Consider the following 24,162-nt stretch of genomic DNA (forward strand, 5'->3'; position numbering starts at 1 on the left):
AATTGCTCGAAGCCGCTTTCATTCCCTTACAGAACAAGTCTTTCCGACTTTATTCCGGATCGGGAAGGTTGAAGGTGTCTCCGTCTTCGATGGTTCCCATCCGATATCCTTTTCTCAGCCACGAAGATCGTTGCTTCGATGTTCCGTGGTTGAACGACTCCGGCACTACATACCCGCGCGATTTCATTTGCAACCGGTCGTCTCCGATGGCGTTGGCGGCAATGAGTCCCTCTTCCAGATCGCCTATCTCCATCGAATTGAACATGTCATCGTCATGATGCGCCCATACCCCCGCATAGTAATCGGCCTGAAGTTCGAGGCGCACGCTGATGGCGTTGGCTTTGCTTTGGTTCACTTGCCTCATTTGCGCATGCGCTTTGTCGAGCGTTCCCAACAGGTATTGTACGTGATGCCCCACTTCATGGGCAATGACGTAAGCATACGCAAAGTCTCCCGATGCTCCGAGTGTCTTTTTCATGTCTCTGAAGAACGAGAGGTCGATGTATAAAGACTGATCCGCTGAGCAGTAGAACGGTCCCGACTGTGCCGAAGCGCTTCCGCAACCGCTGTGGACGGACTCGGTGAATAAAACCATTTTGGGAGGCCGGTACGTCAGTCCTTTTTGTGCGAACACTTTGGTCCATACATCTTCCGTTCCTGCCAATATTTGTTTGGAGAATTGCGCCAGCGCCTCCTCTTCTTCCGTAGGGACGTACTGCCCTTCTTGCGATACTGCCGATGATCCTCCCTGCAAATCGCTGTTGACAACGTCGAGCGGATTGCCTCCCATCAGCCAGATTAAAAGTCCGACAATGATCGTGCCCCCGATTCCTAAAGAGGCTTTACCAACTCTGCGACCTCTGCGGTCGTCTACATTGCTGCTTTCTCGTCTACCGTCAAGTCTCATATTCTTCCTCCTTTACTTATTCTTTTATTATCTGAAAGTAAAGATACTGTTTTATAGAATATTCTGTTTTTTTCAAGGGATAAAAAACGTTTTTACCTAAGAAAAATTTCGCGTTTGATTAAAAAGATTGAGGTTGTATGCTGCACTCTGAACTGCATCCTCAAAGTTTTGTGCTCGGTGGTGTGCCGAAAAGGTCATATTTCCTCCAACGCATAATACTGGTAGTCGCGGAGAACCGTGCGGAGAAAGTTTTCCGCACTTCCTTCGCGGGGAGTAACGGAGAGGCTGTTCCGTACTTTTTCCGACAGCTGGGCGATGTGCCTTTCGCGGTCTTTTTGCTTCGATGCCAATGTGCGGCCGATGAGGTTGATCTGTTCCAGAGAGAGGTCGGACGATTGGGGATAGACCGGATGATAATTTCGTGCCAGATGCTCGAATTCGTCGAGACTCACTTGTATCTTGCGGTAATTCTTTTCCTTGATCACCATTGTTCCCGCAGCCAAGTCGCCCAACCGCCGGCTGTTTTTCGTAAGCAGTATCACTAAAACTCCCAAACCTCCGGTCAGCGGGCCGTCGATCGGCATCAGAAGCCAGCGAAGCAGGTACGCGCTCAGTCCCGGTGTTGAACCGTCTGCCTTCACTACCCGTATTTTCATGATGCGCTTGCCCAGACTCTGCCCGCGGTTGAATATCTCGCAAAGCAGATGGTAGCACAGCGCCGGCAGATAGATGGCCGCCATGAATATAAACAGGTTCGTGCCCGAAGGAAGAAGCATGCGGAACAGCAAAGTCGTTGTAGAATATACATAAATCACAATAACGAGAAGGTCGATAAATCGGGCGATCAACCGCTCGCCGATACTGGCGGGCGTCTGACTGATGCGCACAAATTGTCCGGTAATGATCGTAGATTCTGCCATTGCTCTATCAAATCTTTTGAAGATTAGGTTGCAAATATATCATAAATCTCTTACTTTTGCTTCCACTTTCGGACAAAACTTCTCCGGGATATTTTACAAACACGTATGAAAGAGGTCACATTTATTCGTCGGAACATCGATAAGTGGAAAGAAAGCGAGAAGAGGCTGGAGGAAGCCAAGTCGCTGTCTCCCGATCGGCTTGCCGACGTATATATGGAGCTCACCGCCGATCTGGCATTTGCCCAAACCCATTTCCCCACTTCGCGCATCACCGTTTATTTGAACAATCTGGCTTCGGCCATGCACAATGAAATATACAGGAGCAAACGCGAGAAGTGGAGTCGGCTCGTCACTTTCTGGACACGGGAAGTGCCCGATATAATGTATGAAGCCCGTAAGGAACTGTTGGTTTCTTTTCTGGTTCTCCTTGCCGGTGTGTTTATCGGCGCGGTTTCGGCATTGAACGATCCCGATTTCGTACGTTTGATTCTGGGCAATCACTACGTAGACATGACACTCGATAACATTGCCGCAGGAAAGCCCATGGCGGTTTACGGCGGAATGAGCGAAACTCCCATGTTTCTGCAAATCACCCTGAACAATGTGATGGTTTCGTTTTCCTGTTTCGCCATGGGAGTGCTGACGAGTTTCGGCACAGGATATATACTGGTGTCCAACGGAATCATGCTGGGAGCCTTCCAAACCTTTTTCTACCGGCACGACCTGCTTTGGGAATCGGCATTGGCCATCTGGCTACACGGTACTTTGGAGATTTCCGCCATCATCGTTGCCGGAGCGGCAGGGCTGGCTTTAGGAAACGGATGGTTGTTCCCCGGCAGCTATTCGCGCGGCGAATCTTTTCGCAGGGGCGCAAAGCGCGGAGCGAAGATTGTTGTCGGCACTGTTCCCGTATTTATCGCGGCGGGGTTCATCGAGGGCTTTATTACGCGTCACACCCATTTGCCCGATGCGTTGAGGCTCAGTCTGATTTTCGTCTCTTTGGCTTTTGTCATATTCTACTATATTTATTTACCTAACAGGAGAAAACATGGAATCACAAAAAACTAAAATCGCATTGTACGCGAAGCGCTCTTTCGGCGCGAAAATGAATGCTTCTTTCGACTTTATAAAAGAGAACTGGAAACTGCTGTTGAAGTTTACCGTCTACCTCCTTTTACCCGTCTGTCTGGTACAAGCCATCGGTTTGAACGGAATGATGGCGGGAGCCTTCTCCATGGAGAAGATGGCGGCGGAAGGCGCGAATGTAGCGGCGTTGTCGTATCTGATCATTTACTATGCGGTGTATCTGGTGTTCTATTTGATAGGCGCCATTCTCATTGCGTCTTTGGTTTATGCGTTGATGCGTACTTACCGCGAGCGTGAAGAAGGCTTGCAGGGAGTGACGCTCGGATTCCTGAAGCCTTTGTTGCTGCGCAATGTGAAACGGATGATCGGACTGATGCTCCTGTCGGTCGTGCTCGTAATCGTTCTTCTGCTTCTCATCGGCGCTCTTGCGACATTGTCTCTGTACACTTTGATATTCACCCTGCCGTTTATGTTTGCAGTAATCGTTCCGCTGATGCTGTGGGCTCCCGTTTATCTGTTCGAAGATATCGGACTCATCGCTTCTTTGAAGAAAGCGTTGCGTTTGGGTTTCATGACTTGGGGAGGCGCATTCCTGATCATGTTTGTCATGGGATTGATAGGAAGCATCCTGCAAGGCGTCACCATGCTTCCTTGGTATGTCGCTTCCATTATCAAAGCCGTCTTTGTCATGAGTGATGCCGGTGCCGGCGCTGTATCTCCCGCATACAACTTCATGCTTTATCTGCTCGGAGTGGTTCAAGGCTTCGGAACCTATCTCGCGATGATTTTCTCTTTGGTGGGAATCGCTTATCAATACGGGCATGCTTCGGAAACGGCAGACAGCGTAACGGTAGAGAGCGACATCGAAAACTTCGACACCCTTTAAGAACAAAGCTGGCAGATGCAGATTACTTCCTCCGTCGATACGTTGGTGTGCGATACCGCGCAGATTGCCGTTTGGCAGTCCGACAAGCGGTTTGCCTATCATCGCGAGCTGGTCACTCCCGATATCAATGTCTTCGAGTGGCTTTTCGAGAAATTCTTCGGCTTGCTCCGCAGAGTGTTCGGGAGCCGTTTTGTCGAAGAGTATTCGGCGGTTGTTTTAATCGTGATTGCCATCATCATTCTTGGGTTGCTGGGGTGGCTTGTTTATAAGAAATACCCGGGGCTTTTCGTCCGTACCGGCAAAAAAACTCCGGCTTATGCGATAGAGGAAGACACCATCTACGGAGTAGACTTTGAGAAAGCCATCGATGAGGCGCTTTCCCGCCCCGATTACCGCGAGGCCGTGCGGCTGCTTTATTTGCAGACACTGAAGCTGCTCAGCGATGAGGGGCGCATCGACTGGCAACTGTATAAGACGCCTACGCAATATGTGCATGAAGAACGGACACCTGCCTTTGCCCGGCTGACCAACCATTTCCTGCGGGTGAGGTACGGCAACTTCGATGCGTCGGAACAACTGTTCGACGCGATGCGGACATTGCAGGCGGAGATGAAGGAAGGAGGCGAGAGATGAATGGAAACCGCTGGTTCGTAGGCTTCGTACTTGTTTTCATTGTTTTGGTATTTGCCTTCCAATACCGGTTGCCGAAGAAGTTTGTCTGGAGTCCCACTTTCAGCCGTTACGACGAACAGCCTTTCGGTTGCGCGCTGTTCGACAGCCTGCTTCGCAAATCTCTTCCCCGCGGATACGACGTGTCGAGAAAGACATTTCCGCAATTGGCGCGCGAAGATTCAACGCAACGCCGGGGCGTATTGCTTGTTGCCAACAACCTTTCATTCACGGATACAGACGTCAAGGCACTGCTCGAAATGGCGGAGCGAGGCGATAAGATAATGCTTGCAAGCACTTCGTTCGGCCGTGCCCTCGAAGACACTTTGCGGTTCGCATGCGGCTATTCCCGTTTTATTCCCGCCGTTTTGAAGAAAATGGCCACTTCCTCTGCTTTCGCGAAAGATACCGTTTGCTGGTTGGGAGACTCGGCACGCTATTCCCCACAGGTTTATCTCTTCTATCCTCCTTTCTGCCAGTCGTTCTTCTTGCGTTACGATTCCGCGTCGGTGCAGGAGCCGCTTGCAGTAAAACAAGAGGGGAAACCGATTCGAGGAGGAGCATACGATAAACACGCAACAGGTGTTCCGGTTGCGGCGGACAGCGTGACGGCAGACAGCATAACGGCGGAGAACGTTACAGCGGACAGCGTGACAGCAGACAGCATTATTGCGGAGAGCGTGACGGCGAACCACTCTGTTCGTCACGAAGGGAAGCTTCATTCGTCAGACATTACCGCGGACAGCGTGATGGCGAACCGCATTACGGCGCAGAAAGCGGCGGCTGACCGCGTGACAGCGAACAGCGTTACGGCGAAGAAAGCGGCAGCGGACCGCATGACAGCAGACAGCATGACGGCGGAGAACGTTGCAGCTGACCGGGTGACAGCAGACGGCATAACGGCAAACAGCGCGGCGGCGACCGATACTGCGGCACGGGCTGCGATTCCCGAAAAAGAAGAAGTTCCGATGCCCGTAGCCTTTGCGCAACCTTGGGGCAAAGGAGAGATTATTCTTGTTTCCACTCCGCTTGTTTTTACCAACTACGGAGTGCTCGACAGAGAGAATGTAAATTACATCTTCCGCCTCCTTTCGCAGATGGGAGATGTTCCGGTGATTCGCTTGGAAAGCTATCTGAAAGAGACTGCCCAAGAGCAGCAGTCGCCTTTCCGCTATTTCCTTTCGCGACAACCGCTCCGATGGGCTTTGTACCTCACCGTGGCGGGAATAGTGCTCTTTATGCTGTTCACCGCCAGAAGGCGGCAGCGTGCCATTCCCGTTATCGAAGAACCCGCGAACCGCTCGTTGGAGTTTACGCAACTCATAGGAACCCTTTATTATCAGCGCAAAAGCCATGCCGATCTGGTGCAAAAGAAGTTCGTCTACTTTGCCGAAGTGTTGCGGCGCGAGATTCAGGCGGATGTCGAAGATGTGGCGGAGGACGAGCGTACGTTCGGCAGAATCGCCTTGAAGACAGGAATGGACGCTGCGGAAATAGCCGCCTTCATACGCGAACTTCGTCCGGTAATCTACGGCGGTCGCGACATTACGGTGGAAGACATGAAGAAGTATATAGATAAAATGAATGAAATAATCGAACACATATAAAGAAGAACTTATGGAAGAACATGCAGAACAACGGGTGGACTTGACACTCTTTTCGGGAAAGATCGGCGAGTTGAAGAAGCAGATCGCCGCTGTCGTTGTAGGACAGGAGCGTACGGTGGACTTGCTGATAACCTGTATACTCGCCGACGGGCACGTGCTGATAGAAGGAGTGCCGGGAGTGGCGAAAACCTTGCTGGCGAAACTCATCGCCCGGCTGATAGACGCACGGTTCAGCCGCGTGCAGTTTACGCCCGACCTGATGCCCAGCGACGTGTTGGGCACGACGGTGTTCAACATGAAGACCAATGATTTCGACTTCCATCCCGGTCCGGTATTCGCCGATGTGGTGCTGGTGGACGAAATCAACCGTGCTCCCGCCAAAACGCAGTCGGCATTGTTCGAAGTGATGGAAGAGCGGCAGGTGAGTATCGACGGGACGACCCGGCGGATGGGCGAGCTTTATACCATCATGGCTACACAGAATCCGGTGGAGCAGGAGGGAACCTACAAACTTCCCGAAGCCCAGCTCGACCGTTTCCTGATGAAAATAACCGTCGACTATCCTTCTTTGGAAGAAGAGGTGAGCATCCTCGAACGCCACCATGCTAATGCTGCTTTGGTGAAACTGAAAGATGTTTCGCCCGTCATCACGCGCGACGAGATACTCGCCTTGCGCGCAATGATGAACCATGTGTTTGTAGACCGCACCTTGTTGCAATACATCGCTCTCATCGTGCAGCAGACACGTACCAGCAAAGCGGTGTTCCTCGGCGCTTCGCCCCGCGCGTCGGTGGCGATGATGCAGTGTGCCAAGGCCTACGCCCTCTTGCAGGGACGAGACTTTGTGACGCCCGAAGACATTAAGTTCGTAGCTCCGTACGTACTTCAGCACCGTCTCATACTTACGGCAGAGGCGGAGATGGAGGGTTATTCGCCGGTGAAAGTCACCCGGCGTTTGATCGATAAGGTGGAAGTGCCGAAATAATTTGGAAAAGATTTCGCGTCATCGCCCGATCATCGAGTATGCAGCGTCGTCTTAGCCTGCTTTTCTTTGAAAGTTTTGACTGAATTTAGCCTGATTGTATCACCATTATATCGTTGCCCCTTGTACCTTACCCGTCGTTTCTATATAGCCCTCACGTTCGTTATCCTCCTGCTGGGTAGCGGCTATGCGTTCGCTCCGTTGTTCGTTGCCGGGCGGTGGGCGTTGCTCCTGCTCATCCTGCTTGTGGCGGCGGACGGCTTCCTGCTTTACCGTGTGCGGGGCATACGGGCTTTCCGCAGCTGCGCCGACCGTTTCTCCAACGGCGATGAGAATGAAGTCCGCATCCGCTTGGAAAGCAGTTACCGACATCCGGTGCGGTTGGAGGTAATCGACGAAATCCCTTTCATCTTTCAGCAGCGCGACCGGCAGATGCGCGTCGCGCTCCGCCGCGAGGGAGAAAAAACGCTTGTCTATTCCCTTCGCCCTACGCTACGGGGAGTCTATTCGTTCGGGCGAATCAGGGTGTTCGCCGCTACGCGGATAGGTTTTCTTTCTCGCCGCTACACCTGTGCAGAGCCTCAGGACATCAAAGTATATCCTTCTTACCGGATGCTTCATCACTACGAACTTCTGGCTATAAGCAACAATCTTACAGAGCTTGGCATCAAGCGCATACGCCGGGTGGGGCATCACACGGAGTTCGAACAGATAAAAGACTATGTGAAGGGAGATGACTACCGCACTATCAACTGGAAAGCCAGCGCGCGCCGCCACCAACTGATGGTGAACGTCTATCAGGACGAACGTTCGCAGCAGATATACAATGTGATAGATAAGGGAAGGGTGATGCAGCAGGCTTTCCGGGGCATGACGTTGCTCGATTATGCCATCAATGCTTCGCTGGTGCTTTCGTTCGTGGCGATGAAGAAGGAAGACAAAGCCGGGTTGGCAACCTTCGGCAAGAGCTTCGATTCTTTTGTCCCCGCTTCCAAACAGACGGGGCACATGCAAAGCCTGTTGGAGAGCTTGTACAGCCAGCAGACGGATTTCGGCGAAACCGACTTCTCGTCTCTTTGCGTACATCTGAACAAATACGTGGGCAAGCGCAGCCTGCTGGTGCTTTATACCAATTTCTCGACCATGAGCAGTATGAACCGCCAACTGACTTACCTGCAACAGCTCAATCATCGCCACCGTCTGCTGGTGGTTTTCTTCGAAGATGCCGAACTGAAGGCTTACATCTCCCGTCCTCCGCAGGGCACGGAAGAGTACTATCGACACGTCATTGCCGAGAAGTTCGTCTTCGAAAAGCGGCTCATCGTGTCCACCCTGAAGCAACAAGGCATTCCGGCGCTGCTCACCACGCCGGAGAATCTTTCGGCGGATGTGATCAACAAGTATCTCGAAATGAAGTCGAGGCAACTGATTTAGGAGTTTAGCGGGGATGAGGCGTACGGTTTGCCGGACCGGAAACCGTTGTCCGGGAGCATTGATTTGCGGGCTGAAACCCTTTGCCTGTGTTTGCGTTGGGTTTTCGTTCGGTGAAACGTTTGTTTTCTTTTCGGCGAATCGTCCGCTTCTTTTCAGCGAATTCTCTGCTTCCCTTCAACGAATTCTCTGTTTCTCTTCGTTGGGCCTTCCGCTTCTCTTCGGTGAAGTTTCTTTTTCTCTTCAACAAATCTTCTGTTTCCCTTCATTGAATCCTCTGCTTCCCTTCGTCGAATCATTTGTTTCCCTTCGGTGAAACTTTTGTTTCCCACCGGGGAAACTTTTGTTTCAATAGCGGGAAACTTTTGTTTCCCCAGTGGGAAACTATTCTTTCCTATTTGACTTACCGCTTTGGCTGTGGTTTAACGTTTCGGATTCACTTTTTCCTTTTTCACTTGTAAGTGGTTTTGATGCCGCTTCCTGCTATTTGCGTTTGGGGCCGACGCCCTTTGAATATCGGTTGAATGTCTTTTACTCTTTGGTTGTCGATTCAGAAAGAAAAGTCGGTCCGACTCATGCAAAACGGTATGGCATGCGGCGGGTGAAACGACGGCGTGGCTTCTTCGGAGGGGTGCCGGGCGGGAATGGGGCTTTTTATGAAATGAGGTTCGGAACACTGTGCCGTTCGCAGGCAGAAACAGCGTTGCTTGATGACAAGGCCTCCGTTGACATCAAACAAAGCCTCTGTCACTTCCGAACAGAGCCTCTGTTGCCATCAAATAGAGCCTCCGTTGCTATCGAACAGAAGCTCTGTTGCTATCAAACAGAAGTTCTGTTGCTATCAAACAGAGCCTCTGTCCCCGTCATTCGGATATAGCCGCCAATAGCACCGAATGTCAGCATGGCGTGCATGGAACGATATTCCGCAATATCCGGAACCCGGCATCGCCGACGGACTAATGCCCCGATAAGGGGAGACTCCCCGTCGCCTTCAGTGTTTCTACGAAGAAAAAGATTCCCATGCCGATGAGGATACAGCCCAATACGGCGTAGAAGAGCCGCGCCCTGCCTCGTCCCACGTTGCGAACGATGCTTTGCGCGTTTCGCGTGGTGAAGAACCATTCCCAGTTGAACACGGCCGCCATCAGCGAAGTGATTCCCGCCAATACGAATATCCCCTGTACGATGTATTGCCCGATCATAGTTTTATCACTCTGCTGCCGTCTTCCTGTTCCTCTATCGTCACCTTCACGGCATCACCGGGCAGCAGTTCCTCCACCAGTTCGGGCCATTCGATGAAGCAGAGCGCGCCGCTGTAGAAGTAATCCTCGTATCCCATGTCGTACACCTCGCTGAGCTTCTTGATGCGGTAGAAGTCGAAATGATAAATCAGCTCCCCCGTTTCGTCCGAGCGGTACTCGTTCACAATGGCGAAAGTCGGCGAACTGATAACGTCCGATACGCCCAACTCCTCGCACAGCGCCTTGATGAAGGTCGTTTTGCCGGCTCCCATCTTTCCGTAGAAGGCAAAGACGGAGCTTTCACCCATCGCGGCAATGAATTGGCGGGCAGCCTCGCGGATGTTCTCTAATGATTGAATTTTGATTTCCATATCCTCTGTGTGTATATATTATGATAACTTTCTCGTCAGGCAGCTTTTCCCCGTCTTGCAACCGGCATAAATCAAGATGGAGAAGAAGATGATGGAAGCTCCCGAAGGAACTTTCCAGTGGTAAGAGATGAACAGGCCACCCAGACAACCAAGGAAGCCGATGGCGATGGACAGCCAGATAATCTTTTTAAAACTGTAAGTGAACAGGTTGGCGGTCATCTGCGGAATGGTGAGCAGCGAGATTGCCAGCACGATGCCTACCATCCGCAGGCACGATACGATGGTGAGGGCGATGAGCATCATCAGCAGGTATTCGAACCGCTCCACGGGAATCTTTTGCGAGCGGGCGAACTCGCGGTCGAAGGCGATGCAGACGATGGGACGGATAAAAAGGCTGAAAAACACCGCCAACACGACGGACAGTATGCCGAGCATCCATAAATCCGCCCGGTTGATGGTGAGAATGTTCCCGAACAGATAGGAGGACAAGTCGGGCGCGAATCCCGGCGAGAGGAAGCTGAAGATGATTCCCACCGCCATGCCGAACGTCCAGAAGACAGCTATTGCCGAATCCTCGCGCATGTCTTTCCGTTTGCTGAGCCATTCCACGCCGAAAGCCGACAAAACGGAAAACACCGCCGCCGAAAGTATGGGTGAAACTCCGGTGAATAAGCCCAAACCCACTCCGCCGAAAGAAGCGTGCGTGATTCCTCCGCTGATGAACACCAGCCGGCGCGTTACGATGTAAGTGCCGATAATGCCGCAGGCAATGCTTGCCAGAAGGCTTCCGAGCAAGGCATGCTGAAAAAATGTATAATGTAGGAGGTCCACTGTCTTTTGTTTTATTTTCGATTTATCAGGTTTGCCGGACCATGCGGAGCTTTCCTTTTACTCCTTCCAGATTCCTCTGGTTCTTCTTTCTCCGATGATCAGATACACTTCGTCCTTCAATACGTCGGGAAACTCGATGCCCCGCAGTTGCAGGCTTCGTATCCATCCTGCCACTTCCACTTCCTGCATGGTGTAAAGCACATCGCGGAACAGTTCGGCCTCTTCTTCCGTATATTCGTCGCTGAAGCGCCCGACGAATTCATCCAGCTCTTCGTCGTCGTAGTACTCTATCTTCTTGCTCACGGCAGCCAGCAGACTGTCCTTCTCGCAAGTTTCGTGCTGTCCGCAGCATTCCGTATCCACTTCTTTTACTTCCGGCATGCTGTCCAGTTCGCCCTTCTCTATTTTCTTTTGCAGCTTTTGGTTGCGCACGCTTCCGGCTATCATGGAGACAACCCCAAGCAGCATCAGACCGATGATGAGTATCCACATAATTCTACTAAATCAATTCCCCGCAAAGTTACTTATTAATTTTTAATTAGAAAGAAAAAGGGGTGCAGAGAGTATAAGAAACCTTTCGGGCTGCTGAAGATGCGATTGAAAAAGGGCATATACGATTAGTGCAGGGAGAGTAAGAAACCTTTCGGGCTGCTGCAAGGATGTACGGAAGCCGGAACGTAAAAGCGGAGCATCGAAAGCGGGGGTGCATAAAAAAAGAGGATGTCCGTAAGGGGTGTCCGGACATCCTCGAGATAGCGGTATAAGTACAAACGTTTAAAAACTTTACGGGGCTATCTCTTTTTCTCTATATCGGAAGATCGATAGGGCATCAATCTTGTCGCTTGGGCAGCTTATCCCAGTATTCCGACTTGGTGATCCGCTCGATGGTCACCTTGCGGTCGCCCAGACGGACGTTGACGGATTCGCTTGCGGGAACCGATACGGCGCGCTTGCCCACACCTCGCCACTTGAGCATATCCGCTGGTACACCTCTCTTCACGAGCCCGTCCACAACGGCTTTCGCCCTGTTGCGCGAGAGCTGCATGTTGTAGGCGTCCGTTCCCCGGGCGTCGGTATACCCCGTAATCAGGAAGCGCGAATCCCTATGCTCCTTTAGCATCTCGGCAGCTTTGTCGAGAATCGTTTCCGACTCGGCGGTAAGCACATATTTGTCGAACTCGAAGTTCACGTTGTCGAACATATCGCAAATCTTCTGCTCGGCGGGAACACGCACCTCTTTCTCCACGATGCGTTCTACCACGCGTTCCACCGGCCTGTCTATTTCCACATATTGAACCACCGGCGCCGGACGCTTGTCATGTCCGCCGATGCGCCACATCACACGCAGGGTGATTTGGGCAAAACGAGGAGCCTTCTTATTGAAGGGAGTGAGGTATTCGCCCTGCAAACCCAGTCCGAGGGAGTTGTTCAGCCATGCGTTCACGCCTGCTCCGAACGATACGGGGAAATAAGTTTTCTTGTCGTGCGAGTAACCTTTCTCGTTCCATGTATCATCGGAAATCCAACCCGCCTGCCCTGTGGGATCGTTGTAGAACACTCCCGTTCCGGTGGTCAGGAAGTTTTTGTGCAACACGTTTCCACCCACACGCAGGTAAGGCTCTACGTACTTCGACCTGAACATGGGGCTCAGACGCCATTGCAAACCGAGTCCGCCCATGAGCGTATAGTTGTTCTTGTTGTCGTTGGAAGTGCCCTCTTCCTTGCCGGCGAAGCCTGCTGTCCCTTGCAAGTCGAGGTAGAACCAGCGGTTCAATTCACGGGCTATATAAAGATTGCCCCCGCCCAAGAGATGTTTCACCTTGAGGTGATAAAGGTACTGATCGGGAGTGCTTTGGAATCCTGTCACCGAAACCCGGTCCCAGTTGATCAACGCGCCGCCGACACCGATTTCCCATGCACGCTTAGGCTTGCGTTCTTCTCTCGTCATATCCTCCTTGTTGTTGTCTTGTGCAGACAACGGAGCAATATTAATAAGAGTACATGCCAATAAGGATAATAATGTCTTTTTCATTATTTTTTTACTTTATGTTCGTTAATTTAAATAATCAGAAGGCATTTTCTCATACTTCACTTCCATCTTATCCGATGGGTTCAGGCGATTTACCAAATAATATTTTTCTCCTTCCTTAGTGAATTTATAATAGTGCATGCTGCGGTAGTACCAAGCGCCTGAGGCTTCATAAACGTAAATGTTGCTGTTGTTGGGGTATGCGCCCGTCAGTTGGAAGCGTTTCTTGTTTTTGGCTACCCTTACATACGAATCTATTATAGAACCTCCTACATTTGAAACCGATGCTACACGCAAGATGAAGTCGGGAGCCAATGCGCTCACTTGTTTTCTTTCGGTTCTCCACAGTTTCCCGCCGGCTGTTTGAGTGAATTCCCTCTCATAGAAAGTCTTTAAGCCGTCAAAGTCAACTTCTCCCCAGATGTAGGTGATTCCATGTTCGACATGCACCTTTATGTTGTTCTGAAGTCCCGGATAAGGCTGTATCTCGGGCGAGAGTACGGCTGCGTCCGTAATGGGTGTTTCTCCGTAGAAATTTTCTTTCCCGCGCAAAGCGAAGTACATATCCGTTCCTTTCCACTCTCTTTTCCTTAGCTCATGGTTCGGATTTGAAGCATAATAAGTCTGTTCATCAGGCAGTAAAACATGAGGTCTGAAAATCATGATGTATGAGCCCTGATCGGAGCGGAACCATGTTTTATGTATTTCCTGGCTATCGTCTATGTTGGCGCCGTTAAACTCTTTCTGAGGATCTTTAACCTGAATCACCTGAAGTAACGGTTTCGGCAAAGTGTTGGGATATTGGCTCCACGCGCCGTCCACCTGACGTTCGTAAATAAAGTTTGCGTTAGTCCAACTACTGTTGGCGCCGATGGCACGTCCGCGATCACCTTCCAGTGTGGCTTCGGTCATCCTGATGCGGGTATTGATCCTGTTCGGTACGTACGTATTGTTAGCAGACTCTTCCGTCACACCGTTGATAGTCACAGCAGCGGTAACTCCGCGCCTTTCGGGATCTTTCAGGTTGTCCGGAAGAAGGTTTCTGGGCACAATGATGATACCGTCGGCATTGGTTTTGAACTCATGGTTTGGGTCTGTCACTCCCGGAAGCCCTCTTACGATGGAGTTTTCAGGAGCTTTGTTCCCTTCTTTATCGTATATCTGAAACTTCACGCTACCATCGACTGGAGTGACATACTCATTCAAATCGGCGTTGTAGTACTGTGGAATTACATTGAATTTGCCTTTCACGATTTCGATCACAGTACTTGTTCCGTCTTTTCCGCTCAAGTATTGCCAGAAGTTCGTTTGCGAAGTCATGCTGCATGGCCAGTCCTCGGTCGGTTTATGCGGATGCTTGACTTTCGGACCTGTTCCGGCACATCCTGCGTCAACCTCTTCTTTCCAGAGTTCGTACGCGCTCTTGCCGTCTTTACCGTCCTTGCCGTCTTTGCCGTAGGCGGGTTTACCGGTATCTACACCGTTTATCCACCAATTATTGTTGTTGCCGATAATGACTTCGGGAGCTTTCCCGTCTTTACCAATCGCCGGTTTACCGGTATCTTCACCGTTGATAAACCAGTTACCGTTAGTACCGATGGTAGGTGTCGCTCCGTCGTTGCCGTCGGCCCCTTTCGAAGGTTTGCCGGTATCCACTCCATCAATGAACCAGTTGCCGTTAGCGCCGATGGTCACCACAGGAGGTTCGGCATCCTTGCCGGGCTCTCCCGGTTTGCCGTCCTTACCGCGAGCGGGAACATTAGTATCCACGTCGCCTATCCACCAGTTGCCGTTCTCGCCGATGTGCGGAGTCTGTCCGTTCTCGCCGGTGGCTCCCGTCAGGAATTTCCAGAAGTCGGATATCGTGTTCTTGTTCGGATCCCATTTATTCCCGGGGTTGTGCGGATCGTCCACGTTACCCGTAGCGATTTCCTCCTTCCACACCTCGTAAGCGCTCTTGCCGTCTATGCCGTCTTTACCGTCCTTACCTTTCAGGAACTTGAAGAAGTCGGTCACTTCCACTTCATCCTTCGGCCAGTCGATCGTGCCGTCGAGAACCTTTTCTTTCCAGATTTCATACGCGCTCTTGCCGTCGGCTCCGCGGAGGAATTCCCAGAAGTCGGCTTGAGAAACTTTATCCTGCGGCCAATCCTCTGTCGGGTTCTTCGGATCTTTCACCTTCGGTCCCGTTCCGGCATAACCTGCCGCCACTTCTTCTTTCCAAAGTTCGTACGCGCTCTTGCCGTTGTCACCTTTCTTTCCGTAAGCCGGTTTGCCCGTGTCTTTGCCGTTGATCCACCAGTTGCCGTTCTCGCCGATAATCACCTCAGGCGATTTGCCGTCTTTACCCAGAGCCGGTTTGCCCGTGTCTTCGCCGTCGACGAACCAGTTGCCGTTGTCACCGATGGTAATCGTAGGAGTCTTGCCGTCCTTACCGTCGGCTCCTTTCGAAGGTTTGCCGGTATCCACACCGTCCACAAACCAGTTGCCGTTAGCGCCGATGGTCACCACAGGAGGTTCGGCATCCTTGCCGGGCTCTCCCGGTTTGCCGTCCTTACCGCGAGCGGGAACATTAGTATCCACGTCGCCTATCCACCAGTTGCCGTTCTCGCCGATGTGCGGAGTCTGTCCGTTCTCGCCGGTGGCTCCCGTCAGGAATTTCCAGAAGTCGGATACGGTACTCTTCGCCGGATCCCATTTCTGTCCCGGATTGTGCGGATCGTCCACGTTACCCGTAGCGATTTCTTCTTTCCACACTTCGTAAGCGCTCTTGCCGTCTTTACCGTCCTTACCTTTGAGGTATTTGAAGAAGTCGGTCACTTCCACTTCGTTCTTAGGCCAGTCGATCGTGCCGTCGGCCACTTTTTCCTTCCAGAACTCATACGCTGAAAGTCCTGTGTCTCCTTTCGGCCCCTTGGGCATGGTAATGTCGACATCCGTACAAGATGTTGCCCAACCTATCAATAATACGCTGATTATCGACAGAAAAAAAGTTTGTTTGCTTCTCATTTTTTTGTTTTTAAATTTAGTTAAGTTTAGCAATTACAATTAATTGGTGATAAATATCATTGTTTTTGAAATAATATAACAAAAAATATCTCCATTCTCATAAAATCTCAAAAGGAGTAAGCAAAAATCAATCCGTTACTTCGTAGGTAACGGGAAAACCTTTATCTGACAGCTTTTAGAAACACCTTTTTGCGAAAAAAATCTTTGAAAAAGATAAAAATATCTCATTTCTGCTTCTGAACAGTAGCAGAGATAGGGATGCTATTATCCAAAAAAACAAAAAATAAGCCCCTTCGATAAGGAGCTTATATGCTTTTTAAATTCGAGATGCCGTCTTGGTATATTCCTTTTTATCAGTCACATGTTCTAATCTTTTTTTTGCTGGTTGTTTTAAAAAAAGCGTTTTTATTTGTTTTTTTTCAGAAATATACTCATATTTGCAGCATTATCACCCCGTTACCTACGAAGTAATGGGCAGAGAATCAGATTACTAATCCACAGGATGAGCGTTTTACGAAATCTACTACACGCTTGTTGGCTTCATCGATTTTCTTATTTCTGAAAGGTTTTAAATAAGTCTCGGTCACGGTGATGGAAGAGTGTCCCATGGCTTCCGAGATTATTCCCGGATGTATCTCGCAGTAGTAAGCTGTCGTAGCCCACGTATGGCGGGCGGTGTACGAGCTCAGCCGCTCGGAAAGTCCCAGCGCCTTGCCCAGCAACGCCAGACGGTAATTGAAATTGCGCAACGCCAGCTGGTATTCGCGGTATGCCTCGCGGCTGCCTTCTTTGCTGCGGAGGATGGGGAAAAGGTAAGGGCTGCGCGGATTGCGGTCCATGTGCTTATTTAGCAGCAGCATGGCATCGGGCGTGAGTGTGACCGACAAGGGACGCCCGGTCTTCCGGCGGCGGTAGGTGATTACGTTGCCTCGCAAATCGCTCTTGCGCAGATAGGCCAGATCGACGAAGGGCAATCCGCGAAGCATGAACATGAGCGCGAAAAACTCTTGCGTGCACTTCAGCGAAGGAGGTACGGAATGGCCCTCGCGAAGGCTGCCGAGCACTCTTCGCATCTCCTCTCCGTCGAGAGCCTTGCGGCGGTCGGCGCGTGTGCCGGTGTAGACCGACCGGAACAAGCGAGGCACGTATTCCGCCATGCCGCGGTCTACGGCGCGGTTGTAAACGGCGCGCAGCGTGCGCAGGTAGGTGGATACGGTGTTCCAACTGCATCCGCGGGCGCGGAGGCTGACTTCGAAACTCTTCAGCCATTCGGGGGTGATGTCGCGAAACCGTAAAGGCTCGCCGTCCCGGAAAGCAAGGATAGCATTCAGGCTGCTGCGGTACACGTGCACCGTGCCCTGATTGCCCGAATGCTGAAGCTCGCCGATCACCTCTTTCATGAAAAAAATAAAGTCCTTCATAATTAAATTAAATTAAATTACATTTTTATTGGTTGCCCAATACTATAAATTATAAGCAGTAAAAGATAAGTATTTACAACGATCGATTGGTTATTAAAATTGACAGCTAAAATGATAATAACTAATCGTTTTTTACTCTGTTTGTGTTGTGTTTTTAGATATTAAAAACCTTAATTAACTAAAGGTTTGATTTATGAAAGACAATATTTCGGCAGGAGAAAGCTGCGAGACAGTGAGCCTAAGTATTTCTCCAAGCCGGAAGTGAAATAGCTTATAAGCTATAATTAATAACAATGGTGTAGGAAAAAAGGTGCGGGCGAATGTCGAAAAAAAACAAAAAACTGAAAGCGGAGCCGGAAACTGCACGTTATGCCCGGCAAACCAACATGCCCGACTATACCCTCACGGTGCTTTACCGGGGCAGATTGCGGGTTATACCCGGCAATCCGTCCGCCGTGTGGGGAGATGCACCCGGCAGTCCGGGAAAAACCGCCGAAAATGCAAAAATCGATCAGAATATATTTTATTAAAATATATTATTATTATTTCTTTATATTATTAAGTGTTCCACAAAGCGTTCCAGGGTAAACTACGAAATTATCGTAATAGTATATTATACATAATGTTACGAAGGTGTAAGAGTGTTTCACTTAGTGTTCCACTTTTACGAGCCTTTTTTCATGCCCGACAGAGACTCTGTTTTTGCGTTGCAGAGGCTCTGTTTGATCCCGGCGGAGTTTCTGTTTGCTTTCTGCTTCTGAAGCAATCCCGTCCACACCGTCAATCGCCCGTTGCGAGGAATCCTCCGGGCAGCGAAATTGTGAGGATTGTGGCGCCGGTCGAAAAAACATTCCGTAGGGTATTGACAAACGCGGTTTGATGATATATCTTTGCTGGAAAAAGAAAAGACGCTCAAGAGCGGAAGCCTCTCAAACGCCTTATTTTTTGTTGGTAGCGGGACCCGGGATTGAACCGGGGACCTCATGATTATGAATCATGCGCTCTAACCGGCTGAGCTATCCCGCCATCGTTTCTCGATTGCGGGTGCAAAGATAGATGTTTTTCTATAACCTCCAAAATAAATGATTATTTTTTTGGAAAGTTTTTTGGCCGACACTCTCTTTTTTTGTAAATAGACTGCCGTTTGTCTGAAAAACGGATAAAATATTCAATAAAGTATATGCATTATGCTTTGTTTTCAGAAAAAAGTATTTATCTTGGCACGCACAAAAACAAATAAAATCTGCTATGAAAAAAGAAAAGATTCATTTGGAATATCTCTTGAACGCGACATCGAAGACTATTTTATGGGAGGCTATCAGCACGCCTACCGGTTTGGAGAACTGGTTTGCCGATAAAGTCGTCTCCGACGATAAAAACGTCGAGTTCCATTGGGGGAAGATCGAGCGGCGGCTTGCCGAAATAGTGGCGATCCGCTCGTTTGCATTCATCCGCTTCCGTTGGAAGGATGATTCCGATGAACGCGACTATTTTGAAATGAAGATGAATTATAATGAACTTACGGGCGACTATGTGCTGGAGATCGTAGACTTCGCTCATCCCGACGAGGCGGATGATATGAGAGAGCTTTGGGAGTCGCAAGTGGCTAAACTGAGAAGAACGTGCGGTTTTTAGTTAACTTTCAACCAAATATTTTCGGGGCTTCTTTTTTTCTGCTAATTTTGCATCTTTAAAAGTATGAGAACCGTATTGAGATGCTACGCATAAAGAAATTGGATATATTTATCGTAAAGAGCTTTCTGATGCTCTTTGTCGGTACTTTCTTCATTTGCCTTTTCATCTTCATGCTTCAGTTTTTGTGGAGATGGGTGGAAGATTTGGTAGGAAAGGGATTGGGTATGGACATCCTGGCCAAGTTCTTCATCTATTCCGCATTGGCTATGGTTCCGTTAGCCCTGCCGTTGGCGATACTGTTGGCATCTTTGATCACTTTCGGAAATTTCGGTGAGCGTTATGAATTGCTTGCCATGAAAGCGGCAGGCATTCCTTTGTTCAGGATCATGCGTCCGCTTGCCCTGCTGGTCTGTCTGTTGGCAGGAGTCTCTTTCTACTTTCAGAATGTGGTGGGGCCGATGGTGCAGGTAAAGTTGAACACGCTTCTTCTCTCCGTGAAGCAGAAGTCGCCGGAGCTCGATATCCCCGAAGGAGTGTTTTATACAGCCATCCCCGATTATAACCTGAAAATATCCAAGAAAAACAGGAGAACGGGAATGCTGCACGATGTGCTCATTTATAATATGAAAGACGGGTTTGAGAATGCGCACATCATTTATGCCGACTCCGGACGCATGGAGATGACGGCGGACAAGCAGCATCTTTGGCTGCATCTATATAGCGGCGATCTGTTCGAAAACCTCAAGAGCCAGAACATGAAGTCGGACAATGTGCCTTACCGGCGCGAGTCATTCCGCGAAAAGCATATGATCATCGAGTTCGACTCCGATTTCAATATGGCGGATGCAAGCATTATGAGCAACCAGTCGTCTGCCAAGAACATGAGGGTGTTGCGGGCATCTATCGACTCTATGAAGCTGGTGGGCGACAGCGTGGGAAGACAATATTATCTTGAACTCTCGGAGGGGGCTTTCAGGCAACCTTACGGATTGAGCGAAGAGGATACCGTGAAGATAAAGGAAGCAAATCTCCGCGACTACAATACCGACAGCCTCTACAGAGTGGCCCCTCTGGTGCAGAAGCAAAAAGTGATTTCCGCCGCCGTGGGCCGTGTGGAGAATCTGGTCAGCGACCTGACGTTCAAGAGCTATACGATGGACGCCAACGATTATAGCATGCGTAAGCACGAGACGGAATGGCACAAGAAGATCACCATCTCGCTCTCCTGCCTGCTGTTCTTTTTCATCGGCGCACCGCTGGGAGGAATCATCCGCAAGGGAGGCCTGGGCATGCCGGTCATCGTGTCCGTGCTTTTGTTTATCATCTATTACATCATCGACAATACGGGATACAAGATGGCACGCGACGGCAAATGGATCGTATGGATGGGGATATGGACGAGCAGCGCGGTGCTGGCCCCGCTCGGCGCCTTCCTCACCTATAAATCGAACAAAGACTCCGTGGTGCTGAACGCCGACGCATATATCAACTGGTTCAGGAAAATAGTGGGCATCCGCAGCGTGCGCCACTTGTTCAAGAAAGAGGTGATTATCAATGACCCCGACTATGCCCGCATCCCCGCCGACCTGGAAGCCCTGACCGCCGATTGCCGGAGGTATGCCTCGAACAACCGTTTGACTAAAGCCCCCAACTATTTCCGCCTGTGGATGTCGGCCGCGAAAGACGACGAGATGATAGCCATTAACAGAAAACTCGAGGCACTGGTGGAGGAAATGTCGAACACGAAATCTGCCGCTTTGCTCAATGCGTTGAACAATTACCCGATTATTCCCGTTTCCGCTCATGTGCGCCCGTTTCATACATATTGGCTCAATCTGGCGGCGGGCATTGTTTTCCCCGTAGGCCTGTTCTTCTATTTCCGCATCTGGGCCTTCCGTCTTCGGTTGGCGAAGGACATGGAGCGTATCATAAAGAACAACGGGCAGGTCAGGCTTATTATAGAAGAGAAGATTAATAAATAAATATACAGTATGGAAAAAATTGAATTGGATAGGATAGAAGACGCGATTGCCGATTTCAAGGAAGGCAAATTCGTGATAGTGGTAGATGATGAAGACCGTGAGAACGAGGGTGATTTGATCATCGCCGCCGAAAAGATCACCCCCGAGAAAGTCAACTTCATGCTGAAGCATGCGCGCGGGGTGCTGTGTGCTCCCATCACCGTTTCGCGGTGCAAAGAGCTCGACCTGCCGCATCAGGTAAGCGACAACACTTCCGTGCTGGGAACCCCCTTTACGGTGACTGTGGATAAACTGGAAGGATGTACCACAGGCGTTTCCGCTGCCGACCGCGCAGCCACCATCCGGGCACTGGCGGATCCCTCTGCAACGCCTGCCACCTTCGGTCGCCCCGGACACATCAATCCCCTGTATGCACAGGAGAAAGGCGTGTTGCGCCGTGCCGGACATACCGAAGCCACCATCGACCTGGCCCGCCTGGCGGGGCTCTATCCCGCAGGGGCCTTGATGGAAATAATGAATGAAGACGGCACGATGGCCCGCCTGCCGGAACTTCGCAAGATGGCAGACGAGCACGGGCTGAAGCTGATTTCCATTCATGATCTGATCGCCTACCGCCTGAAGCAGGAGTCGATCGTGGAGAAAGGCGTGGAGGTAAGCATGCCTACCGACTATGGAATGTTCCGTCTCATCCCTTTCAAGCAGAAACTGAACGGACTGGAGCATGTAGCCTTGTTCAAGGGCACATGGAAAGAGGACGAACCGATTTTGGTACGCGTACATTCTTCGTGTGCTACGGGCGACATATTCGGCTCCAAGCGCTGCGACTGCGGCGAACAGCTGCACAAGGCGATGGAGATGATCGATAAGGAAGGAAAGGGAGTGATCATTTACCTCAATCAGGAAGGACGCGGAATCGGCTTGATGGAAAAAATGAGGGCTTACAAACTTCAGGAAGAGGGCATGGATACTGTGGATGCGAACATCTGTCTGGGACATCTGGCGGACGAGCGCGATTACGGGGTAGGGGCGCAGATGCTGCGCGAACTGGGCGTGCACAAGATGAAGCTTCTGACAAACAATCCCGTGAAACGTGTAGGCTTGGAAGCCTATGGGCTGGAGATTGCGGAAAATGTGCCGGTGGAAACCGTCCCCAATACATATAACGAGCGTTATCTCAGGACGAAGAAAGAAAGAATGGGGCATACCCTTCATTTCAACAAGTAAACTTTCTTTTGTTTTTACCCCTCGAATATTATTGTTTATATTTACAACAAAATTCACTCAATAACAATAAAACAGATACGAAATGACTCAACTATCAGACCGTTTGAACAGTTTGTCGCCTTCGGCGACGCTTGCCATGTCGCAAAAGAGCAGTGAACTCAAGGCGCAAGGCATCGATGTGATTGACCTGAGCGTGGGGGAACCCGATTTTAATACTCCCGACCACATCAAGGAAGCTGCGAAAAAAGCTATCGACGATAACTTTTCCCGTTATTCTCCCGTTCCCGGGTATCCGGCCTTGCGTAACGCGATTGTGGAGAAGCTGAAGAAAGAAAACGGTCTTGAATATACCGCCGCCCAGATCTCTTGCGCCAACGGAGCGAAGCAATCCGTATGCAACGCCATTCTGGTATTGGTGAATCCGGGCGATGAAGTAATCGTTCCGGCTCCTTACTGGGTGAGCTATCCCGAAATGGTGAAGCTCGCGGAAGGGACGCCGGTCATCGTGCCGGCAGGCATCGAACAGGACTTCAAAATCACTCCCCGGCAGTTGGAGGCTGCCATCACTCCCAAGACCAAAGCCTTGATTCTTTGCTCTCCCTCGAACCCTACGGGGTCTGTGTACAGCAAAGAAGAGCTGGAGGGACTGGCTGCCGTGCTGGCGAAACATCCGCAGGTGATCGTGATTGCCGACGAGATATACGAGCATATCAACTATGTGGGCGCTCACCGGAGTATCGCCCAGCTTCCCGGAATGAAAGAGCGTACGGTTATCGTGAACGGCGTTTCGAAGGCGTACGCCATGACCGGATGGAGAATCGGATTCATTGCCGCTCCCGAATGGATCGTGAAGGCGTGCAACAAATTGCAGGGGCAGTACACCTCGGGGCCTTGTTCGGTTTCCCAGAAAGCAGCGGAGGCCGCTTACACCGGAACTCAGGAGCCGGTGAGAGAGATGCAGAAAGCTTTCGAACGCCGTCGCGACCTGATTGTCGGGCTGGCGAAAGAAGTTCCGGGTTTCGAAGTCAATGTGCCGCAGGGAGCGTTCTACCTCTTCCCGAAATGCGACAGTTTCTTTGGCAAAAGTGCGGGCGACCGTGTCATCAAGGATTCGGACGACTTGGCTCTGTATCTGCTCGAAACCGCTCACGTGGCTTGCGTAGGCGGTGCTTCTTTCGGCGCTCCCGACTGCATCCGCATGAGTTATGCCACGAGCGACGAGAATGTTGTCGAAGCCATCCGGCGTATCAAAGTAGCGTTGGCTAAACTGAAGTAAGATATTACAGAAAAAAAACGTGCGGCAGCGTCTTTCCTTTATCCGGAAAGCCCGTCTGCCGCTTTTTTTTATAACTGCCGGACTTGTTCTGCTGACTTAGAACGCATCCCTCTGAATGTGGAAATCTTTTCCGGTCGGACATGCGATTCATTCCGTTGGGTTGTGAGACTTGCTTCGGTTGTTTGTGAGAGTCTTTCCGGTCGGACATGCGATTCATTCCGTTGGGCTGTGAGACTTGCTTCGGTTGTTTGTGGGAATCTTTTCAGTCGAAAAGTTTTTTGCGTGCATGAGACTTGAGCTGCTTCTCTTCTTTATTCTGCGTTTATGCGTATGCCTTCCGGAATGCTCCTCGCATGGCGAGGACTTTACCGGACGTCCCCCCCCCAAAAAAAAAGCCGCTTTCCGTGGAAAGCAGCCTTTCATTTTTTCTTTTCAGATTGTATTATTCAGCCGGGTGAATAGCTTCAGACGGACAAACATCTGCACAAGTACCGCAGTCTGTGCATACATCAGGATTGATAGAGTAGATATCACCTTCAGAGATAGCTTCTACCGGACACTCGTCGATGCAAGTTCCGCAAGCAATACAATCGTCACTAATTACGTAAGCCATGTTGTCAAAAATTTAAATTATTAGTACTAATTTATGCGGCAA

At 50.4% G+C, this 24,162-nt stretch carries 21 protein-coding genes and 1 tRNA gene; 11 read left to right on the forward strand and 11 right to left on the reverse strand.

The genetic code is table 11. From position 1 onward, the window contains the following. Positions 1 to 49: 49 nt before the first annotated feature. Both ypfJ and GGR07_RS05565 read right to left on the reverse strand, forming a co-directional pair. The gene (gene ypfJ, locus GGR07_RS05560) at positions 50 to 907 is read right to left on the reverse strand and encodes a KPN_02809 family neutral zinc metallopeptidase (RefSeq protein ID WP_034542879.1); all 858 of its coding nucleotides are present in this window, start codon (positions 905 to 907) and stop codon (positions 50 to 52) included. A gap of 194 nt (positions 908 to 1,101) precedes the next feature. After that, on the reverse strand, positions 1,102 to 1,827 hold the full coding sequence (locus GGR07_RS05565) for an RDD family protein (RefSeq protein ID WP_034542881.1): 726 nt from the start codon (positions 1,825 to 1,827) through the stop codon (positions 1,102 to 1,104). A 105-nt stretch (positions 1,828 to 1,932) separates the two neighbouring features. On the opposite strand from GGR07_RS05565, the gene GGR07_RS05570 reads away from it, so the two are divergent. The 6 genes from GGR07_RS05570 to GGR07_RS05595 all read left to right on the forward strand — a co-directional run bounded on the left by GGR07_RS05570 (position 1,933) and on the right by GGR07_RS05595 (position 8,491). Beyond that, on the forward strand, positions 1,933 to 2,895 hold the full coding sequence (locus GGR07_RS05570; protein ID WP_034542883.1) for a stage II sporulation protein M: 963 nt from the start codon (positions 1,933 to 1,935) through the stop codon (positions 2,893 to 2,895). Next, positions 2,876 to 3,799 carry a hypothetical protein gene (locus GGR07_RS05575; RefSeq protein WP_034542886.1) on the forward strand — a complete coding sequence of 308 codons (924 nt, stop codon included), beginning with the start codon at positions 2,876 to 2,878 and terminating at the stop codon, positions 3,797 to 3,799. The genes GGR07_RS05570 and GGR07_RS05575 overlap by 20 nt, the downstream gene beginning before the upstream one ends. Positions 3,800 to 3,814: 15 nt before the next feature. Then, a complete protein-coding gene (locus tag GGR07_RS05580) occupies positions 3,815 to 4,432 on the forward strand; it encodes a DUF4129 domain-containing protein (protein ID WP_034542888.1) in 618 nt (205 codons plus the stop codon). After that, positions 4,429 to 6,075 (forward strand): DUF4350 domain-containing protein, encoded by a 1,647-nt coding sequence (locus GGR07_RS05585; protein WP_081724013.1) that lies wholly within the window; start codon positions 4,429 to 4,431, stop codon positions 6,073 to 6,075. The genes GGR07_RS05580 and GGR07_RS05585 overlap by 4 nt, the downstream gene beginning before the upstream one ends. 10 nt (positions 6,076 to 6,085) lie before the next feature. Beyond that, a complete protein-coding gene (locus tag GGR07_RS05590) occupies positions 6,086 to 7,060 on the forward strand; it encodes an AAA family ATPase (RefSeq protein ID WP_027324526.1) in 975 nt (324 codons plus the stop codon). 120 nt (positions 7,061 to 7,180) lie between these two features. After that, the gene (locus tag GGR07_RS05595) at positions 7,181 to 8,491 is read left to right on the forward strand and encodes a DUF58 domain-containing protein (RefSeq protein ID WP_034542890.1); all 1,311 of its coding nucleotides are present in this window, start codon (positions 7,181 to 7,183) and stop codon (positions 8,489 to 8,491) included. A 953-nt stretch (positions 8,492 to 9,444) separates the two neighbouring features. Here the strand turns inward: GGR07_RS05595 and GGR07_RS05600 are convergent. The 7 genes from GGR07_RS05600 to GGR07_RS05630 all read right to left on the reverse strand — a co-directional run bounded on the left by GGR07_RS05600 (position 9,445) and on the right by GGR07_RS05630 (position 17,390). Next, positions 9,445 to 9,690: an immunity 17 family protein gene (locus GGR07_RS05600; protein ID WP_021647154.1), complete on the reverse strand. Its 246-nt coding sequence runs from the start codon at positions 9,688 to 9,690 to the stop codon at positions 9,445 to 9,447. Beyond that, positions 9,687 to 10,100 carry a tRNA (adenosine(37)-N6)-threonylcarbamoyltransferase complex ATPase subunit type 1 TsaE gene (tsaE, locus tag GGR07_RS05605; RefSeq protein ID WP_034542896.1) on the reverse strand — a complete coding sequence of 138 codons (414 nt, stop codon included), beginning with the start codon at positions 10,098 to 10,100 and terminating at the stop codon, positions 9,687 to 9,689. Before tsaE ends, GGR07_RS05600 begins: the two co-directional genes overlap by 4 nt. 18 nt (positions 10,101 to 10,118) lie before the next feature. Continuing rightward, complete coding sequence (locus GGR07_RS05610) at positions 10,119 to 10,931, reverse strand: metal ABC transporter permease (RefSeq protein WP_034542899.1); 813 nt, start codon at positions 10,929 to 10,931, stop codon at positions 10,119 to 10,121. A gap of 57 nt (positions 10,932 to 10,988) precedes the next feature. Further along, positions 10,989 to 11,423: a hypothetical protein gene (locus tag GGR07_RS05615; protein ID WP_021647151.1), complete on the reverse strand. Its 435-nt coding sequence runs from the start codon at positions 11,421 to 11,423 to the stop codon at positions 10,989 to 10,991. A gap of 337 nt (positions 11,424 to 11,760) precedes the next feature. After that, positions 11,761 to 12,963: an OmpA family protein gene (locus GGR07_RS05620; protein ID WP_122056496.1), complete on the reverse strand. Its 1,203-nt coding sequence runs from the start codon at positions 12,961 to 12,963 to the stop codon at positions 11,761 to 11,763. Between the two features lie 21 nt (positions 12,964 to 12,984). Then, complete coding sequence (locus GGR07_RS05625; RefSeq protein WP_122056497.1) at positions 12,985 to 15,969, reverse strand: collagen-like domain-containing protein; 2,985 nt, start codon at positions 15,967 to 15,969, stop codon at positions 12,985 to 12,987. A 482-nt stretch (positions 15,970 to 16,451) separates the two neighbouring features. Beyond that, entirely contained in the window at positions 16,452 to 17,390 is a 939-nt protein-coding gene (locus GGR07_RS05630) for a tyrosine-type recombinase/integrase (protein WP_034542900.1), read from the reverse strand. 320 nt (positions 17,391 to 17,710) lie between these two features. On the opposite strand from GGR07_RS05630, the gene GGR07_RS05635 reads away from it, so the two are divergent. After that, entirely contained in the window at positions 17,711 to 17,920 is a 210-nt protein-coding gene (locus GGR07_RS05635; protein ID WP_021647145.1) for a hypothetical protein, read from the forward strand. 419 nt (positions 17,921 to 18,339) lie between these two features. Here the strand turns inward: GGR07_RS05635 and GGR07_RS05640 are convergent. Then, positions 18,340 to 18,416 (reverse strand) — tRNA-Met (locus GGR07_RS05640). Between the two features lie 222 nt (positions 18,417 to 18,638). Between GGR07_RS05640 and GGR07_RS05645 the strand changes: the two genes are divergently transcribed. The 4 genes from GGR07_RS05645 (at position 18,639) to GGR07_RS05660 (ending at position 23,507) form a co-directional block, all read left to right on the forward strand. Further along, positions 18,639 to 19,025, forward strand: a complete 387-nt coding sequence (locus GGR07_RS05645; RefSeq protein ID WP_021644141.1) for an START-like domain-containing protein — start codon at positions 18,639 to 18,641, stop codon at positions 19,023 to 19,025. Positions 19,026 to 19,105: 80 nt separating this feature from the next. Next, positions 19,106 to 21,007 carry an LptF/LptG family permease gene (locus GGR07_RS05650; protein WP_021644142.1) on the forward strand — a complete coding sequence of 634 codons (1,902 nt, stop codon included), beginning with the start codon at positions 19,106 to 19,108 and terminating at the stop codon, positions 21,005 to 21,007. A 9-nt stretch (positions 21,008 to 21,016) separates the two neighbouring features. Beyond that, a complete protein-coding gene (locus tag GGR07_RS05655; protein WP_034542904.1) occupies positions 21,017 to 22,231 on the forward strand; it encodes a bifunctional 3,4-dihydroxy-2-butanone-4-phosphate synthase/GTP cyclohydrolase II in 1,215 nt (404 codons plus the stop codon). An 82-nt stretch (positions 22,232 to 22,313) separates the two neighbouring features. Further along, a complete protein-coding gene (locus GGR07_RS05660) occupies positions 22,314 to 23,507 on the forward strand; it encodes a pyridoxal phosphate-dependent aminotransferase (protein ID WP_034542905.1) in 1,194 nt (397 codons plus the stop codon). 442 nt (positions 23,508 to 23,949) lie between these two features. Here GGR07_RS05660 and GGR07_RS05665 read toward each other — a convergent pair whose 3' ends face one another. Then, a complete protein-coding gene (locus GGR07_RS05665) occupies positions 23,950 to 24,120 on the reverse strand; it encodes a DUF362 domain-containing protein (RefSeq protein WP_002559159.1) in 171 nt (56 codons plus the stop codon). Positions 24,121 to 24,162 lie beyond the last annotated feature (42 nt).

The organism is Bacteroides pyogenes, assembly GCF_014196225.1.
GTDB classification, from domain to species: Bacteria; Bacteroidota; Bacteroidia; order Bacteroidales; family Bacteroidaceae; genus Bacteroides; species Bacteroides pyogenes_A.

What these genes read in the sequence shown, in the direction of transcription:
- GGR07_RS05620 (WP_122056496.1), bottom strand. Translation starts at nt 12,963, where the DNA reads ATGAAAAAGACATTATTATCCTTATTGGCATGTACTCTTATTAATATT.
- tsaE (WP_034542896.1), bottom strand. Translation starts at nt 10,100, where the DNA reads ATGGAAATCAAAATTCAATCATTAGAGAACATCCGCGAGGCTGCCCGC.
- GGR07_RS05615 (WP_021647151.1), bottom strand. Translation starts at nt 11,423, where the DNA reads ATGTGGATACTCATCATCGGTCTGATGCTGCTTGGGGTTGTCTCCATG.
- ypfJ (WP_034542879.1), bottom strand. Translation starts at nt 907, where the DNA reads ATGAGACTTGACGGTAGACGAGAAAGCAGCAATGTAGACGACCGCAGA.
- GGR07_RS05665 (WP_002559159.1), bottom strand. Translation starts at nt 24,120, where the DNA reads ATGGCTTACGTAATTAGTGACGATTGTATTGCTTGCGGAACTTGCATC.
- GGR07_RS05660 (WP_034542905.1), top strand. Translation starts at nt 22,314, where the DNA reads ATGACTCAACTATCAGACCGTTTGAACAGTTTGTCGCCTTCGGCGACG.
- GGR07_RS05570 (WP_034542883.1), top strand. Translation starts at nt 1,933, where the DNA reads ATGAAAGAGGTCACATTTATTCGTCGGAACATCGATAAGTGGAAAGAA.
- GGR07_RS05650 (WP_021644142.1), top strand. Translation starts at nt 19,106, where the DNA reads ATGCTACGCATAAAGAAATTGGATATATTTATCGTAAAGAGCTTTCTG.
- GGR07_RS05575 (WP_034542886.1), top strand. Translation starts at nt 2,876, where the DNA reads ATGGAATCACAAAAAACTAAAATCGCATTGTACGCGAAGCGCTCTTTC.
- GGR07_RS05635 (WP_021647145.1), top strand. Translation starts at nt 17,711, where the DNA reads ATGTCGAAAAAAAACAAAAAACTGAAAGCGGAGCCGGAAACTGCACGT.
- GGR07_RS05625 (WP_122056497.1), bottom strand. Translation starts at nt 15,969, where the DNA reads ATGAGAAGCAAACAAACTTTTTTTCTGTCGATAATCAGCGTATTATTG.
- GGR07_RS05590 (WP_027324526.1), top strand. Translation starts at nt 6,086, where the DNA reads ATGGAAGAACATGCAGAACAACGGGTGGACTTGACACTCTTTTCGGGA.
- GGR07_RS05630 (WP_034542900.1), bottom strand. Translation starts at nt 17,390, where the DNA reads ATGAAGGACTTTATTTTTTTCATGAAAGAGGTGATCGGCGAGCTTCAG.
- GGR07_RS05600 (WP_021647154.1), bottom strand. Translation starts at nt 9,690, where the DNA reads ATGATCGGGCAATACATCGTACAGGGGATATTCGTATTGGCGGGAATC.
- GGR07_RS05585 (WP_081724013.1), top strand. Translation starts at nt 4,429, where the DNA reads ATGAATGGAAACCGCTGGTTCGTAGGCTTCGTACTTGTTTTCATTGTT.
- GGR07_RS05565 (WP_034542881.1), bottom strand. Translation starts at nt 1,827, where the DNA reads ATGGCAGAATCTACGATCATTACCGGACAATTTGTGCGCATCAGTCAG.
- GGR07_RS05655 (WP_034542904.1), top strand. Translation starts at nt 21,017, where the DNA reads ATGGAAAAAATTGAATTGGATAGGATAGAAGACGCGATTGCCGATTTC.
- GGR07_RS05580 (WP_034542888.1), top strand. Translation starts at nt 3,815, where the DNA reads ATGCAGATTACTTCCTCCGTCGATACGTTGGTGTGCGATACCGCGCAG.
- GGR07_RS05645 (WP_021644141.1), top strand. Translation starts at nt 18,639, where the DNA reads ATGAAAAAAGAAAAGATTCATTTGGAATATCTCTTGAACGCGACATCG.